We start from the raw sequence: 15,999 nt of genomic DNA, 5'->3' as shown, positions 1-15,999 counted from the left end.
TCATACCATTTTTAAAAAAAGCATATCTTTATAAATTAGATTTAAAACAAAATAAAATGAAAAGTACTTTAGAAATTAACCCTGATATTAGCTATAAAAGTGCCGGTAAATTTGAAGAAACTAGATTTGAAAAAATTCACAACGAAATTTTCAAAAACTCAACAGAAGCTTCTGTAATTGTAGCTCAAGAAATTGCTCAATTAATTAAATCCAAACAAGAGGAAAATAAATCTTGTGTTATTGGTTTAGCAACCGGTTCTTCACCTATAAAAGTGTATGAAGAATTGGTTAGAATGCATAAACAAGAAGGACTTAGTTTTAGGAATGTAATCACTTTTAATTTGGATGAATATTATCCAATGACTAAAGAGAACAATCAGAGCTATCATTATTTTATGCATCAGCATCTTTTTAATCATATAGATGTTAAGCCTGAAAACATTCATATTCCAGATGGAACTGGAGCCATTGAAGAACTGAATCAATATTGTATTGATTATGAAATGAATATAAAAAATGCAGGTGGACTAGATTTTCAATTATTAGGAATTGGTCGTACGGGTCACGTAGGTTTTAATGAACCTGGATCCCACATTAATTCAGGAACTCGAATAATTACTTTGGATCACATTACAAGAGTCGATGCTTCCTCAGATTTTAATGGTATTGACAATGTTCCTAAAAGAGCGATTACAATGGGCGTTTCTACAATTCTTAGATCCAAAAGAATTGTGCTAATGGCTTGGGGCCAAAATAAAGCTGATATCATAAAGAGAACCATTCAAGGAGACATCAGTTCTGAAGTTCCGGCTACATTTTTGCAAAATCATACTAATGCCACTTTCGTTTTAGACCAATCTGCAGCTTCTGAATTAACCCGATTTAAAACACCATGGTTGGTTGGAGAATGCATTTGGACTCAAGAATTAAAAAGCAAGGCTATTGTTTGGCTATGCCAGAAAACAAACCAATCGATTTTAAAACTAACGGATAGAGACTACAATAATAACGGAATGTCTGATCTATTGGCTTTGGAAGGCTCCGCTTACGATTTGAATATAAATATGTTCAATGTTTTGCAGCATACTTTAACTGGATGGCCGGGAGGAAAGCCCAATACTGATGATTCCAATAGACCAGAAAGGGCTACTCCAGCGAAAAAGAGAGTAATCCTTTTCAGCCCACATCCTGATGATGATGTGATTTCCATGGGAGGAACTTTTTCAAAATTAATAAAACAAGGGCACGATGTTCATGTGGTGTATCAAACATCAGGAAACATAGCCGTTACAGACGATGAAGCGTTGAAGTTTGCCGAAGTCTGTAGTGATTTTGTTGGCACAGACGAAACTAATATTAATTTTAAGGCAGTTATCGATTTTTTAAACAATAAAAACGAAAATCAAATTGATTCGTCAGAAGTCCGAAAACTGAAAGGTCTCATCAGACGCCGTGAATCGAACGCTGCCACAAGATATATTGGTTTAAAAGACGGAAATATCCATTTTTTAGACATGCCTTTTTATGAAACGGGTCAGATAAAGAAAAATCCATTAGGGACAGCTGATGTTGCAATTGTAAAGGATATCATTGCAAAAATAAAACCGCACCAAGTTTTTGCAGCAGGAGATTTAGCAGATCCACATGGGACTCATGAAGTTTGTTTGAATGCAATTTTTGCTGCAATGAAACAATTGAAGCCAGAGCAATACATGAATGATTGTTGGTTATGGTTGTATCGAGGCGCTTGGCATGAATGGGACATCCATGAAATAGATATGGCGGTACCTCTAAGTCCTGATGAGGTTTTATTAAAAAGACATGCCATTTTATACCATCAATCCCAAAAAGACAGAGTGATGTTTCAAGGAAATGACTCCAGAGAATTTTGGGTAAGAGCGGAAGACCGTAATAAGAATACTGCAAAATTGTATGATAATTTAGGTCTTGCTGAATATGAAGCTATTGAAGCTTTTAAACGTTTTTACTATTAAAATCAACATTGAAACTTATGAAATACATTTTGATTCTATTATTTTTTGCTTTTGTATCGAATGCCCAAATTGAAAAAGAACAGTTAGATCTAATGCCGTGGCCACAAAATATAAATTTGACTGCTGGTACTTTTGCTTTAAGCAAAAGTTTTAAAGTAAATATTACCGGTGACCCAAATCCTAGAATTTTTATTGGAGCAACCCGTTTTTTACGAAGATTAGATGGCAGAACAGGATTGTTCCTGGAGCAAAGTTTTTTGACAAAAATCAACGAAAGTCCAGAAGCAGAATTGCAAATTAATTGTGTCCGCAACGGGAAAATAGAAATAAATCAAGATGAAAGTTATACACTTATGATAACTTCCAATAAAATAACAATCAATGCCACATCTGATTTAGGTGCGCTGCATGGTTTGAATACATTATTACAATTACTGCAAAATAACAGCACATCCTATTATTTTCCGACAGTTGAAATTACAGATTCACCACGATTTACCTGGAGAGGATTGATGATTGACGGGGCGCGGAATTTTCAGCCAGTGGATGTTATTAAAAGAAATCTTGACGCCATGGCTGCGATGAAAATGAATGTTTTTCATTGGCATTTAGCAGATGATCAAGGATGGAGAATTGAAATGAAAAAACATCCAAAATTAACTGAATTGGCTTCGGATGGGAATTTTTATACTCAGGAAGAAATCAAAAATATTGTAAAATATGCGGATCAAAGGGGGGTTTTAGTTATACCGGAAATAGATGTGCCAGGGCATGCTTCGGCATTCCTTACCGCATATCCTGAAGTAGGAAGTAAAGTAAGTGACGGAAAAGTTGCTTATGAAGTGCAAAGAAATTCAGGGGTTTTCAATGCGACATTAGATCCTTCAAACCCAAAAACCTATGAATTACTAAGCGAAATTTTTGACGAAGTTTGCCCTTTATTTCCAAGTGCTTATTTTCATATTGGAGGTGATGAAAATAATGGCAAAGAGTGGAATGCAAATCCTAAAATACAGGAATTTAAGAAAAAAAATAACTTGGAGAATAACCATGATTTGCAAACGTATTTTAACATGCAGTTGATTCCAATGTTGAAAAAGCACAACAAAAAACTAATGGGCTGGGAAGAAATCATGACTGAAAACATGTCTAAAGATGCCATAATCCATGCCTGGAAAGGAACCAATCAAGGTCTTTCTTCTGAGGGGTCGTTAATAAAAGCAGCAAAAAGTGGATTTAAAACAGTTTTGTCCAATGGTTATTATATTGATTTAATGCTTGGTATAGAGAAACATTATTTGAATGACCCGATACCAAAAAACACTGTTCTGACTCCGGAAGAAAAAGCCAGAATATTGGGAGGCGAAGCAGCGATGTGGAGCGAACTCGTAACGCCTTTAAACATAGATTCAAGGATTTGGCCACGCACAGCCGCTATTGCGGAACGATTGTGGTCTAATGAAAATGTTACCGACATGAATAGCATGCGAAAAAGATTAAAAACAATTTCTTTCCGATTAGAAGGACTGGGAATTACGCACATTAGAAACAAAGAGGTTATTCTAAGAAATATCAGTAACAATCAAAACACAGCTGCTTTAAATGATTTTTCGAATGTTTGTGAGCCACTTAAAAATTATAAACGTAATGGTGGAGGAAAAAAATACCGCATGCATTCTCCATTAACTTTATTTGCTGATGGGTGTACCGCCGATGCTGCCGATGTTTTTGATTTTGATACTGCCGTAAACAATTATTTAGAAAATAAAAGTCAAGAAAATCAAACTTTGGTGACCAATTTTTTAAAAAAATGGATTTTTATGAATGCTGAATTAATTCGTTTAAGTGCAAATGCTCCACTGGTGCAACCGCTTTTACCATTGTCTAAAAGTTTAAATGATTTGTCCCAGCAGCTTTTACTTAAAATTGAAAAAAAACAAATTATAAATTCAGCGGTATTGAATGATTTATTAGAACAATGTAATTCTAGAAGTTCTGCTGATGTAGAATTAGCCGTTTATAATAGTTTAAAAAAGTTGCTGTAACTAGATAGTAGTTCCTTTCTAATTTGATTATTTAAAGAAGATTAATATTACAATCCTGACAATATTTTGTCAGGATTTTTTTTGATTATCCTTTTAATATGGACCAAAAGACAACTTATTAAAATGTGTTTTTTCGAATTAAGGAAATCAGTATTTTTTTTTGTATTTTTGCAAAAATTTTATAAAAAAATATTCATGTTAACAGTTAATAATTTATCAGTTCAGTTTGGCAAACGAATTTTGTTTGACGAAGTAAATACGACCTTCACACACGGTAATATTTACGGAGTTATTGGAGCCAACGGTGCTGGAAAATCTACTTTTCTTAAAATAATTTCCGGTGAAATGGATCCTACATCTGGACATATTCACTTGGAGCCAGGGAAACGTATGTCGGTTTTGAACCAAAACCATAATATGTTTGATGAGAGTACGGTTCTTGAGACCGTGATGATGGGAAATAAAACATTGTATGCCATCAAAAAAGAAATGGATGCTTTGTATTTAGATTACGACGATAAAAATGCTGATAGAATAGGAGAGTTGCAAGTGCAATTTGAAGAAATGAATGGATGGAATGCCGATTCGGATGCAGCATCGATGTTATCAAACCTTGGTATTACAGAAGAATATCATTATACTTTAATGGGAGATTTAGAAGGAAAGATAAAAGTTCGTGTCCTTTTGGCACAAGCGCTTTTTGGAAATCCGGATTTGCTTATTATGGATGAGCCTACCAATGATCTGGATTTTGAAACCATAGCTTGGTTAGAGAATTTCTTGGCAAATTATGAAAATACAGTAATTGTGGTTTCTCACGACAGACACTTTTTAGATTCAGTTTGTACCCATATATCGGATATTGATTTCAGTAAAATAAATCATTATTCAGGAAATTATACTTTTTGGTATGAATCAAGCCAATTAGCCGCGAAGCAACGCGCACAACAAAATAAGAAAGCGGAAGAAAAGAAACAGGAATTAGAAGAATTTATTCGTCGTTTTAGCGCGAATGTAGCCAAATCAAAACAAGCTACTTCTCGTAAAAAAATGATCAGTAAACTTAATATTTCCGAGATAAAACCTTCAAGCCGTCGTTACCCGGCAATTATTTTTGACCAAGAGCGTGAAGCAGGAGATCAAATCTTGAATGTACAGAATTTAAGTGCCTCAATTGATGGCGAAATTTTGTTTCAGGGAGTTGATTTGAATATGGCAAAAGGCGATAAAATCGTTCTTTTCTCGAAAGATTCCCGTGCTACAACAGCTTTTTACGAAATTTTAAACGGAAATAAAAAAGCAGATTCAGGAACTTATGATTGGGGAGTCACTACAAACCAAGCCTATTTACCAGTAGAAAATCATTCTTTTTTTGAAAGTGATTATTCACTTGTAGATTGGTTGCGACAATGGGTAAAAACAGAGGAAGAGCGTGATGAGGTTAACATTCGTAGTTTTCTTGGTAAAATGATTTTCTCTGGGGAAGAAGCGTTGAAAACCTGTAGAGTATTGTCGGGTGGAGAAAAAGTACGTTGTATGTTGTCTCGAATGATGATGGAAAGAGCCAATGTCTTGATGCTAGATGAACCAACGAATCACTTGGATTTAGAGTCGATAACAGCTTTTAATAATTCCTTGAAAAACTTTAAAGGATCTGTTATTTTTACCACTCATGATCATGAATTCTCTCAAACGGTTGCCAATAGAGTTATTGAATTGACTCCCAATGGAGCGATTGATCGTTACATGACATTTGATGATTATCTTGATGATGAAAAAGTACAGGAATTAAGAGTGAAAATGTATTCTTAAAAGAAGAGTTTTTTAATATAGAAAAAGGCGAGTGTTTTTAAAACGCTCGCCTTTTTTATTATATCAATCTACTGTCTGCAATTATTTCTAATTACAAGTTAATCCAGCAATAGGGGCAAGAGCAACACTTGGATTATTTGTTGATATAGACCAACTTCCAGTAATTATACTTCCAGTATTTGTTGAATTCCAAGTAACTCTTATTGTTATTTCAGAACATTTAAAAATAGCTCCTTCAACTTTTATTATTCTATTTGAACTTCCACTAGGTGTAGATTGTGTAGTTGTTGTATTAGTACCACCAATTACAGTTACAACAGCATTAGTACCAGTAAAGTTAGTCAACCCACCTTGTATTTTAAAATAAGATAAATCAGATACTGATTTAAATTTATAAAGAGCTTCACGAGATTGACCACACGAAATGGCTTTTCCAGTAAATGAAGCAACACATTCGTTGCAAACTCCAAAAAGACTATAATTTACATCAAAAACTGCCTGAGGTCCATTTCCTGTAATTTGTAATGCAAATTTTTTAATATCACAAGTATTCCAACCTGAGCCTAACGGAATGGTTAGTGTACCCCACGCACCAGCAGCAACAGGACCAGTTGTCCATGATGAAACCCCATCTATTACCAAATCCTTCCATCCATTAGTACTTTTTATTTTTAAAATAAAAGCAGTAGTTGTATTATAATATTCAATGTCTACTGTTTTACTGAACTTATCATTATTAGGACCGCCCCAAGTAACAATTTGTTGGTCTGTTGTTTTAAAATAAGGTCCGTCAACTTTAATACAATCTGTGTTGCAATTACCACTTGATATTTTAGCAGAAAATGGAGCCACTAAGGTTGTTTTTAATTTTGTAGTTGCGGTTTTATTATTTGTAGCGTCAGAAGGCGTAAATTCTTCATTTTGACAAGAATAGACCATGCTAAAAAAGACAAGTAGGTAAGAAAATTTTAAAAAGACTTTAAGTTTTTTGGCAAATTTTTTCATAGATTTTACTTTTAATAATTTAAATGTTATGTTAAATTATTAAAATTTATCGTACAAAAAAAATTAAATTAACTTATTCTATGAACGGATTGGTATATACGATTAAAGTCATTTATTATTTAAAATTTGTAGTATTTTAACGATTAATTTTTTTTAAATGTTTGAAAATTAGATTCAACACATTTTTTTTTGATAATCAAAAAATTAAGATTTAGTTCTTTTACAAATTATAAATGTTTCTTAAAATTAAATTTTATTTGAAAATTATTTAAAGGATTCCTTTTCTTTTTTAAATTTAATTTGAATAAGATTAAAAAAGGACTTTTAAATATATAAATAATCAATCGAGTAAATAAAAAGCTTCCCAAAAATTACTTTTGGAAAGCTTTTTATTTCATGAAACTTTAGTTTTAGCTATTTAATTGACAAAAGAATAATTAATCAAACTTTAGTCAATTTTTTGATTACTTCTTTCCAAAGATTTTGCTAATTAAAAAAACGACGATAGCAATTACAACAATCACAATAAAAATACCAACACCAACACCGGCTTTGAATATGCCTTCAATTACTGAACAGCTTGTAAATGAAATTAACACTATAAAAAGCATCAATAATCTTGTTATTTCTTTTTTCATGATTTTATGTTTTTAAAAGTTGATGTTAAAATATAAAGATACAGAATCTTAACAGTCATTTGTTATATAATTTTCACAGTTTTTCATGAATTTTTTAATTGTTTTAATTTAAATTAAATTTAAAAATAGGATCAATAGTACTTTTTATTTAAATCTCTTAATTTTTGTTGATAGGTATTGTGACTTTATAATTTAATTAGCCATTGATTACTATTTTTTTCGTGTTTAGTATTTTGTAAAACACACAAAATGAGGGCTTTGTAATTTATTTGATATATGACAACATGGATTTTACAGTAAATAATAAATGCAACTATTTTCTTGCTTTATAATTATAAAATCATAAATTCGAATTCGTATATTTGCAAAACCAAACAACACACTTTAACATGAGTCAAAAAGTATTACTTACTGCAAAAGAAGTTACTATCATATTACATCGTTTGGCCTGTCAGTTGATTGAAAAGCACTTAGATTTTTCAGACACTATTTTGGTAGGAATTCAACCAAGAGGGGTTTTTTTAGCGGAACGTTTGAAAGAAATATTAGAAAAAGAATACCAAACTCCTGAAATTCAATTGGGTTATCTGGATATTACCTTTTTTAGAGATGATTTTCGTAGAACGGATAAACCATTAGAAGCTAATAAAACCAAGATTAATTTTATTGTTGAAAATAAAAAAGTCATTTTCATTGACGATGTTTTATTTACGGGTCGAAGTATTCGATCTGGTTTGACTGCTATTCAATCTTTTGGGCGGCCTTCTGAAATTGAACTACTGGTTTTAATAGACAGACGTTTCAGCCGCAATTTACCCATTCAACCGGATTATAGGGGAAGACAGGTAGATGCCATAAATAACGAAAAAGTGAAAGTGAGCTGGAAAGAAAATGATGGTGAAGATGGGGTGTATTTAATTATAAGTTAGAAACTATTTTATTTAATAATCTAAACTATTAAAAAACTAATAATCGTAAAAAAATGAAAGAATTAAGCGTAAATCATTTATTAGGCATAAAGTACATCAACAAAAATGATATTGACCTAATTTTTGAAACAGCCGATCATTTTAAAGAAGTCATTAACCGACCAATTAAGAAAGTACCTTCTTTACGAGATATTACCATTGCCAATATTTTTTTCGAAAACAGTACCCGAACTAAACTCTCTTTTGAATTAGCGCAGAAACGTTTATCTGCCGATGTTATTAGCTTTTCGGCTGCTCAATCCTCTGTTAAAAAAGGGGAAACGCTAATTGATACCGTTAGTAATATACTTTCGATGAAAGTAGATATGGTAGTAATGAGACATTCTAATCCTGGTGCTGCTTATTTCCTATCCAAAAACGTAAAAGCCAGTATTATAAATGCAGGTGACGGTGCCCATGAACATCCCACTCAAGCTTTATTAGACAGTTATTCCATTAGAGAAAAACTAGGAGAAGTTGCAGGGAAAAAAGTAGTCATTGTAGGTGATGTATTGCATTCCAGAGTAGCATTATCTAATATATATGCTTTGCAAATGCAAGGAGCAGAAGTAAAAGTTTGCGGTCCTAAAACATTAATTCCACGACATATTGAATCACTGGGTGTAACTGTGGAACCTAATTTGAGAAAAGCACTTGAATGGTGCGATGTGGCAAATATGTTACGGGTACAAAACGAGAGAATGGATGTGAATTATTTTCCGTCGACAAGAGAATACGCACAGCAATATGGAGTTGATAAAACGCTGTTAAATTCGCTGAAGAAAGAAATCACAATCATGCATCCGGGACCTATCAATCGTGGTGTCGAAATAACCAGTGAAGTTGCAGATTCGCATCAGTCTGTAATTTTAAACCAAGTAGAAAATGGTGTAGCGATTAGAATGGCAGTAATTTACCTTTTGGCTTCAAAAATTCAGTAATTTCGAAGAAAAACGTAGTAACTTAGCTACTTGGTAACCTGTCTGTTCAGATGCAGACTCTGAAACTCATAAAAATGAAAGTTGATCAAAAAGGCCATACAATTACAATTAAAGATACACAGGGTGATTTTACTTCTTTTCTGATGAAAGTCACACACCAATACAAAACGTTTGAAAATCATAACTTGATTATAGATCTACTGCTTTACAAAGATTTATCTATTGACAATATAAAGTTATTTTTGCCATTATCAAAACAACATAAAAAAGCTAAAAAGTCATTGGTCATTGTCACTTCAGATTTTGATTATAATGCAGTCCCTGCCAAATTAACTGTCGTTCCTTCCTTGTTAGAAGCACATGATATAATTGAAATGGAAGAAATAGAAAGAGAATTAGGTTTTTAATATTTATAACAATAAATTATAATCAAAAGTTGTTGAATATTTAATAAATTTAAAATTACAACTTGTAATAAAGCCGTCAAATTGAAATTAACAATACTTGGTTGCTATGCTGCAACACCTCGAACCTTTACCAATCCTACCTCACAGATTTTAGAAATAAAAAACAGACTTTTTCTGATTGATTGCGGTGAAGGAACCCAAGTGCAATTGCGCAAAAACAAAATTAGGTTTTCTAAGATAAATCATATTTTTATTTCACATTTGCATGGGGATCATTTTTTTGGATTAGTAGGCTTGGTATCAACTTTTACCTTGCTTAACAGGGTCAATGAATTACATATCTATGGACCTAAAGGGATTCAAGAAATCATTAAGTTACAATTGCGATTGTCCAATTCCTGGACTAATTACGGATTATTTTTCCATGAATTAGAATCGCTTGAAAGTGAAGTAATCTTTGAAGATGAAAAGGTTCTGGTGAAAACCATTCCATTAAAGCATCGTGTTTATACCAATGGTTTTTTATTCCAAGAAAAAATAGGGGAGCGGAAACTAAATTTAGATGCTGTTCAAAATTATGAGATCGATACGTGTTATTATCAGAAAATAAAAAACGGCAAAGACATCACTCTAGAAGATGGGAGAGTCATTGAGAATGATAAATTAACATTCGATCCTATTCCTGCAAAAAATTATGCTTTTTGTTCTGATACTGCATATAATGAATCCATCCTTCCAATTATTGAAAATGTAGATGTATTGTATCATGAATCTACTTTTTTGCAATCAGAAGAAAATCTGGCAAAAAAAACATTGCACTCTACTGCAAAAGAAGCCGCAATGATTGCTTTGAAATCTAATACAAAGCAATTAATTTTAGGACATTATTCTACAAGATATCAAAGCATCGAATTATTTAAGGAGGAAGCCGAAACAATTTTTCCAGAAGTGCTGTTAGCCGATGACGGAAAAATTTTTGAGTTTTAAATAAAGACTATTTAGCTATTGCACTATAAAATTGATACTGTATTTTTAAGATTATTCTATTTCGAATAATCTTAAAAATCAAATAATCTTAAAATAAAAAAAAATGAGTGATTTAAGCAATTACAGAAAATCCTACGAAAAGAGTGAGTTATCAGAATCTAATATTCCGGAAGATCCAATAAACCTATTTAATAGATGGTTTCATGAAGCAGAAGATTTTAGTGCTAATGAAGAAGTTAACGCCATGACCGTCTCTACAATTGGTTTGGATGGCTTTCCCAAGTCTAGAGTTGTGTTATTAAAAAAATTCAATGAGGAGGGATTTATTTTTTATACCAATTATAATTCAGAAAAAGGTAAGGCTATAGCCGATAACCCTAAAGTATGTCTTTCTTTTTTTTGGCATACAATGGAACGTCAGGTTATTATAAAAGGTATTGCCCAGAAAACTTCAGAAACTATTTCAGATAATTATTTTGAATCCAGACCTGATGGAAGTAAATTGGGAGCGATAGTATCAAATCAAAGTGAAGTAGTTCCTTCGCGAGAATATTTAGAAGAAAATCTAAAACAATTAGAAAAAGATTTTGATAGTATGGTTATTCCAAGACCGGAGCATTGGGGAGGATTTTTGATTACTCCTTTAGAAGTTGAATTTTGGCAAGGAAGGCCCAATAGATTGCATGATAGAATTAGGTATGCAAGTCAAGAAGATTTCTCTTGGAAAATCGATAGATTGTCTCCTTAATGTAAGAATATTACATATAAAAAAATGTTTATCATGCAGTTCGTCGATTTTATTTGGTAGTTAAACGATAAAATATGTAGATTTGAATATTATTAAAACACATATTTGTTAATACAATAAAGGAGTTTGCCCCACAATCTACTTTAAATTTAAACTACTATTATTATGAAATCTAAATTACTCTATACAATATTACTCGTTACTGCAGTACTTACAATGAATTCTTGTTCTTCTGATAGTACTGAAGCTTCAACTACAGCTGTGACAACTCAAAAGGTAGTTGAATACTCTTATAGTACTTCTGAAATAGAAGCTATGAATTTAATAAATAATTATAGAGTTAGCGTTGGTTTAAATCCTTTAGAAAAAATCAATTATATATCTTATAAATCAGAAGAACATGATAATTATATGATTACTAATAATGTAGTTAATCATAATGATTTTGTAGCTCGTTCTGAAAATATAATTAAAGTTTTAGGAGCTAAAACTGTAAGTGAAAATATAGCATATAATTATAATACGCCTCAAGCTGCTTTAAATGCTTGGTTAGCTAGTCCTGGACATAAAGAAAATATTGAAGGTAACTTCACTCATTTTGGAATAGCTATAAGAGAAAATCCAGTGACTGGTAAAAAATATTACACAAATATCTTCGCAAAAATATAAGTTAATTTTTTATTTTTTTTGGTATTAAGAGGCTGTCTTTCCCCCAAAAGACAGTCTTTTTTTATTTTGTTGATTTGATAATTTAGTTTAAATCTATATAAAGTTTACAATTATAATACTGAAGAAACTGTTTTAAAATGCTTGATTTTATAGTTTATAGTTTACAGGTTCTGGATACAAGAATATTAAGAAATTAATTTTACTCATTTTACTATCACAATCTGATAAATTCCATTCGCTTTTAAAAAAGGGTATACTAATATTTGCCAGTCCTGCACATAAGAAAAATATTGAAGGAAATTTTACTGATTTTGGTATCGCAATTAGAAAGAATCCTGATACTGGTAAAAAATATTACATCAATATTTTAGCAAAAATATAAGTATGTTTTGAGACATATAATAATAAAGGCTGCCTCAGCAGCCTTTATTATTATATGTAATTGGATAAATGGTTGATTTATAATATCAAACCGTTTTATAAGGCAGTAATTATAAATTCACTGCGTCTGTTGAATTGATGTTCATCCTCTGTACATTCCACATCATCAGTACATTTATTTGCAAGCTGTGTTTCTCCGTATCCTTTACCAATTAATCTATTGGAATCAACTCCATTTTTGATTAACCAGTTTATAGTAGCTTTAGCTCTTCTATCGGATAAAGCTTCATTATATTGGAAAGTCCCACGGCTATCTGTATGGGAGCGGATATCAAGTTTCATGCTAGGATATTGGCTTAATACATCTAATATTTTTTCTAAATCTATAGCCGCTTCTTCTCTTATATCAGATTTATCAAAGTCGAAATAAATCATTTTTATACCAAAACATTTACCTAAATCATCACCAACGGTTACTTTGCATTTTGATTTTTCTAATGCAATTGGTAAATATGTTTTTCCTTTTTCTGCTGCAATAGTAATCTTTTGTTCTTTAGTGGTATATTCTGGTTTTTCAGCTCTTATATTATAAGTTTTTCCACATTCAACAGTAAAAGAATAATTACCTTTATCATCAGAATTGGTAGTATTTATCAAATTAAATTGGCTGTCGTATAAAGTTATTTTAGTATTTGGAAGTAATTCTTTGGTAGTTGTGTCCGTTATTTCACCATATAATTCCTGTTCACAAATTAGCCTTTTCGTTTCTAAAAATTTGTAAATATCATCATAACCTTGACCACCATCTCTATTCGAGCTAAAAAAACCTCTTCTTGATTTTGTATCAATTAAATAAGCAAAGTCATCTTTAGGCGAGTTAACATCGGCACCTACATTTTGGACTTCACTGAAAGTGTTGTCTTTGTTCATTTTGGAAACAAAAATATCTAATCCTCCCAAACCAGGATGCCCGTCTGAGGTAAAATAAAGTTCATTTTCATCATTTACAAATGGAAAGGTTTCTCTTCCTTCAGTATTGATTGTATTTCCTAGGTTTTCCGGTGTACCAAAACTACCATCATCATTTATTTTTACTTTAAATAAATCAGATTGGCCTATAGTTCCCGGCATATCAGAAGAAAAATAAAATGTCTTCCCATCAGGACTAAGACTTGGATGTGCTGTACTGTAATTGTCACTGTCAAAAGGTAATTCAGTTATATTTACCCATTTGTCATTTTCTAAACTGGCTTTATATATTTTTATCAAAGTAATATTATTTCCATCTTTTCCTTTTTTGCCATCCAAATAGTTGTTTCGGGTGAAATACATGGTTTTTCCATCATTCGTAAAAGTAGGAGTCGATTCATGAAACTTCGAATTGATACTTTTATTAAATTTTTTAGTTGCGCTTGGAGTCATATTATCTGTTAAATCAGCAGTATACAAATTTGTAAAATATTGATTGGTCCATGCATCCTTTCTTTGTCCTAAACTTCCGGTATCTCTTGCTGAAGCAAATACAATTTTATTTATATATATAGCAGTTCCGTAATCAGAATATTTCGAATTAATACCTGCATCTTCTACTTGATATCTACCTGAATTAGCTTTTATGGCTTCTAAATAATTGGTGTTTTTTTTGAAAAGTTTTCCTCGAATATCGTTTGCTGATTTTTGATTGAACTGTTCCAAGATTTCATTGGCTTTAACATTTTCGCCAATGGATCGTAAAGATTGGGCATAACGATAGTAATATTCCGGTTCTAAATTGGTGGTGTCCATGGCAAATAATTCACCATACCATTTGGCAGCTTTATCCAGTTCTGCGTTAAAGTAATAGGCGTTTCCCAATTTTTTAAGCATGTCTGCAGATTTATACCCTTTTTCAGCAACTCTTTCGTAGGTTTTTATAGCATCTACATAGGCATAGTTGTCATATTTTTCATCAGCTGAAACTACTCTTGCTTTTTGGGAATAAATGTTAAAAGAAAAAACACTTATTAATGTTATGTAAAGGAGTATAATATTTTTCATAATATTTTTTTTTAAAAGAATTTTAGAGTTTTGATTTTATCGTTGTTTTCTAATTTTAATTTCTGTGATTGCCTCCGATTTTTGTTTTAATTTCAAGAGTATTTCATTGGCTGTATCATTTTGACCAATATATTTCAAAGACATAGCATATTGATAATAATATTCAGGTTCTAAATCCTTAGTATTCAGTGAGAATAATTCACAGTACCATTTAGCGGCTTTGTCTAACTCTGCATTCTGATAATATGAATCCCCTAGTTTTTTAAATAAATCCACTGATTTATATCCTTTTTCTGCGACCCTTTCATAGGTTTTTATAACATCTACATAGGCATATTTATCATTTATTTTATCGGTAACGTATAATTTTGAATTTTGAGCATGTCCTTTAAAAGATAAAACACTCATTATTGATATAAAGAATATATATATTTTCATAATCTTATTTTTAGAAGAATCTAGGAGTAGTAATTTTTTTGTAGTTTTTGAATAATTCATAGCGCAGGAAAATTTCATGCGAACCGGAATTATAGTTGTCTAAATTAGTCGTTTCATGGTCATATCCATATCCCATATACAAACCCTCAGAAACCTGAAATCCAACCATAGCACTTATTGCAGCACTCCATCTATAGGCAACTCCCACCACAAATTTGTCATTGAACATAAAATTTCCTGATACATCGAATTGGAGAGGAGCACCTTTAACCATTTTGGAGAGAACTGCAGGTTTAAATTTTATATAATTATTTAAATTAAATACATAACCTGCAATCAAGTAATAATTAATTTGTTCTTTAAAAATAGCCACTTGGTTATCATCGTAACGGTTGGTTTCTATAAAATTAGGAACAGAGAGTCCAACATAAGCCCTGTTAGAATGCCAATAGATACCAGCACCGATATTTGGAGAGAATTTATTATTATAATCATGTAAACTTGGATCATCATCCGCAGGATTTAATCTGGTTACATCCAAATCGAAAAGATTAGCTGTAGCTTTAATCCCAAATGAAAGTTTATAAGTCTCCGAAGTAGGAACAGTATAAGACAAATCAGCCGATATGGTATTCTCTTTTGTTGGGCCAATTTTATCATTTATAATTGACACTCCTAATCCTAAATTATTTCCGTTGAGAGGAGTGTTGATAGATACCGCATTAGTCACCGGAGCCCCTTCTAATCCTACCCATTGCGTACGATGTAAGGCAAAAATACTTAAGGCGCCTCTAGATCCTGCATAAGCGGGATTAATATTAATTGTGTTGTACATGTATTGCGTAAATTGCGCATCTTGTTGAGCAAAACTTACAATGGCTGTAAACATCAAAACGAAAGAAAATAATTTTGTTTTCATAGCAGCTGTT

The 15,999-nt window shown here is 31.7% G+C and carries 14 protein-coding genes; 9 read left to right on the top strand and 5 right to left on the bottom strand.

Features of this window, described 5'->3' with window-relative positions; translation table 11 throughout:
• The first annotated feature begins 56 nt into the window (after positions 1 to 56).
• The 3 genes from nagB to ACM55G_RS14085 all read left to right on the top strand — a co-directional run bounded on the left by nagB (position 57) and on the right by ACM55G_RS14085 (position 5,851).
• Positions 57 to 1,994: a glucosamine-6-phosphate deaminase gene (gene nagB, locus ACM55G_RS14095; RefSeq protein ID WP_416844579.1), complete on the top strand. Its 1,938-nt coding sequence runs from the start codon at positions 57 to 59 to the stop codon at positions 1,992 to 1,994.
• A gap of 17 nt (positions 1,995 to 2,011) precedes the next feature.
• Positions 2,012 to 4,039 (top strand): beta-N-acetylhexosaminidase, encoded by a 2,028-nt coding sequence (locus tag ACM55G_RS14090; protein ID WP_416844578.1) that lies wholly within the window; start codon positions 2,012 to 2,014, stop codon positions 4,037 to 4,039.
• A gap of 195 nt (positions 4,040 to 4,234) precedes the next feature.
• A complete protein-coding gene (locus ACM55G_RS14085) occupies positions 4,235 to 5,851 on the top strand; it encodes an ABC-F family ATP-binding cassette domain-containing protein (RefSeq protein WP_416844577.1) in 1,617 nt (538 codons plus the stop codon).
• Between the two features lie 87 nt (positions 5,852 to 5,938).
• Here the strand turns inward: ACM55G_RS14085 and ACM55G_RS14080 are convergent, their stop codons facing one another.
• The gene (locus tag ACM55G_RS14080) at positions 5,939 to 6,856 is read right to left on the bottom strand and encodes a hypothetical protein (protein ID WP_416844576.1); all 918 of its coding nucleotides are present in this window, start codon (positions 6,854 to 6,856) and stop codon (positions 5,939 to 5,941) included.
• Between the two features lie 464 nt (positions 6,857 to 7,320).
• Entirely contained in the window at positions 7,321 to 7,494 is a 174-nt protein-coding gene (locus tag ACM55G_RS14075; RefSeq protein WP_416844575.1) for a hypothetical protein, read from the bottom strand.
• A gap of 389 nt (positions 7,495 to 7,883) precedes the next feature.
• On the opposite strand from ACM55G_RS14075, the gene pyrR reads away from it, so the two are divergent.
• The 6 genes from pyrR to ACM55G_RS14045 all read left to right on the top strand — a co-directional run bounded on the left by pyrR (position 7,884) and on the right by ACM55G_RS14045 (position 12,214).
• Complete coding sequence (pyrR, locus tag ACM55G_RS14070; protein ID WP_416844574.1) at positions 7,884 to 8,423, top strand: bifunctional pyr operon transcriptional regulator/uracil phosphoribosyltransferase PyrR; 540 nt, start codon at positions 7,884 to 7,886, stop codon at positions 8,421 to 8,423.
• A 53-nt stretch (positions 8,424 to 8,476) separates the two neighbouring features.
• Positions 8,477 to 9,403, top strand: a complete 927-nt coding sequence (locus tag ACM55G_RS14065; protein WP_416844573.1) for an aspartate carbamoyltransferase catalytic subunit — start codon at positions 8,477 to 8,479, stop codon at positions 9,401 to 9,403.
• A 74-nt stretch (positions 9,404 to 9,477) separates the two neighbouring features.
• Positions 9,478 to 9,810, top strand: coding sequence for a ribonuclease Z (locus ACM55G_RS14060; RefSeq protein ID WP_416844572.1), 333 nt, complete (start codon positions 9,478 to 9,480; stop codon positions 9,808 to 9,810).
• 81 nt (positions 9,811 to 9,891) lie between these two features.
• Positions 9,892 to 10,797, top strand: coding sequence for a ribonuclease Z (locus tag ACM55G_RS14055; protein ID WP_416844571.1), 906 nt, complete (start codon positions 9,892 to 9,894; stop codon positions 10,795 to 10,797).
• A gap of 103 nt (positions 10,798 to 10,900) precedes the next feature.
• The gene (gene pdxH / locus ACM55G_RS14050) at positions 10,901 to 11,545 is read left to right on the top strand and encodes a pyridoxamine 5'-phosphate oxidase (RefSeq protein WP_416844570.1); all 645 of its coding nucleotides are present in this window, start codon (positions 10,901 to 10,903) and stop codon (positions 11,543 to 11,545) included.
• Positions 11,546 to 11,710: 165 nt separating this feature from the next.
• On the top strand, positions 11,711 to 12,214 hold the full coding sequence (locus ACM55G_RS14045; protein WP_416844569.1) for a CAP domain-containing protein: 504 nt from the start codon (positions 11,711 to 11,713) through the stop codon (positions 12,212 to 12,214).
• Positions 12,215 to 12,691: 477 nt separating this feature from the next.
• Here ACM55G_RS14045 and ACM55G_RS14040 read toward each other — a convergent pair whose 3' ends face one another.
• From ACM55G_RS14040 to ACM55G_RS14030, 3 genes are read right to left on the bottom strand one after another with little or no spacing between them, the layout of a single operon-like run.
• Complete coding sequence (locus ACM55G_RS14040; RefSeq protein WP_416844568.1) at positions 12,692 to 14,632, bottom strand: OmpA family protein; 1,941 nt, start codon at positions 14,630 to 14,632, stop codon at positions 12,692 to 12,694.
• Positions 14,633 to 14,668: 36 nt separating this feature from the next.
• Positions 14,669 to 15,070, bottom strand: a complete 402-nt coding sequence (locus ACM55G_RS14035; RefSeq protein ID WP_416844567.1) for a tetratricopeptide repeat protein — start codon at positions 15,068 to 15,070, stop codon at positions 14,669 to 14,671.
• Between the two features lie 10 nt (positions 15,071 to 15,080).
• Positions 15,081 to 15,989, bottom strand: a complete 909-nt coding sequence (locus tag ACM55G_RS14030; protein ID WP_416844566.1) for a PorP/SprF family type IX secretion system membrane protein — start codon at positions 15,987 to 15,989, stop codon at positions 15,081 to 15,083.
• Positions 15,990 to 15,999 lie beyond the last annotated feature (10 nt).

It is taken from the genome of Flavobacterium algoriphilum (genome assembly GCF_048158655.1).
In the GTDB taxonomy this organism is placed as follows: domain Bacteria; phylum Bacteroidota; class Bacteroidia; order Flavobacteriales; family Flavobacteriaceae; genus Flavobacterium; species Flavobacterium algoriphilum.
The sequence above is the reverse complement of the archived record's forward strand: the minus strand, read 5'-3'. Positions and strand labels throughout refer to the sequence as shown.

What these genes read in the sequence shown, in the direction of transcription:
- ACM55G_RS14085 (WP_416844577.1), top strand. Translation starts at nt 4,235, where the DNA reads ATGTTAACAGTTAATAATTTATCAGTTCAGTTTGGCAAACGAATTTTG.
- ACM55G_RS14045 (WP_416844569.1), top strand. Translation starts at nt 11,711, where the DNA reads ATGAAATCTAAATTACTCTATACAATATTACTCGTTACTGCAGTACTT.
- ACM55G_RS14075 (WP_416844575.1), bottom strand. Translation starts at nt 7,494, where the DNA reads ATGAAAAAAGAAATAACAAGATTATTGATGCTTTTTATAGTGTTAATT.
- pdxH (WP_416844570.1), top strand. Translation starts at nt 10,901, where the DNA reads ATGAGTGATTTAAGCAATTACAGAAAATCCTACGAAAAGAGTGAGTTA.
- nagB (WP_416844579.1), top strand. Translation starts at nt 57, where the DNA reads ATGAAAAGTACTTTAGAAATTAACCCTGATATTAGCTATAAAAGTGCC.
- ACM55G_RS14060 (WP_416844572.1), top strand. Translation starts at nt 9,478, where the DNA reads ATGAAAGTTGATCAAAAAGGCCATACAATTACAATTAAAGATACACAG.
- pyrR (WP_416844574.1), top strand. Translation starts at nt 7,884, where the DNA reads ATGAGTCAAAAAGTATTACTTACTGCAAAAGAAGTTACTATCATATTA.
- ACM55G_RS14090 (WP_416844578.1), top strand. Translation starts at nt 2,012, where the DNA reads ATGAAATACATTTTGATTCTATTATTTTTTGCTTTTGTATCGAATGCC.
- ACM55G_RS14035 (WP_416844567.1), bottom strand. Translation starts at nt 15,070, where the DNA reads ATGAAAATATATATATTCTTTATATCAATAATGAGTGTTTTATCTTTT.
- ACM55G_RS14040 (WP_416844568.1), bottom strand. Translation starts at nt 14,632, where the DNA reads ATGAAAAATATTATACTCCTTTACATAACATTAATAAGTGTTTTTTCT.
- ACM55G_RS14080 (WP_416844576.1), bottom strand. Translation starts at nt 6,856, where the DNA reads ATGAAAAAATTTGCCAAAAAACTTAAAGTCTTTTTAAAATTTTCTTAC.
- ACM55G_RS14065 (WP_416844573.1), top strand. Translation starts at nt 8,477, where the DNA reads ATGAAAGAATTAAGCGTAAATCATTTATTAGGCATAAAGTACATCAAC.
- ACM55G_RS14030 (WP_416844566.1), bottom strand. Translation starts at nt 15,989, where the DNA reads ATGAAAACAAAATTATTTTCTTTCGTTTTGATGTTTACAGCCATTGTA.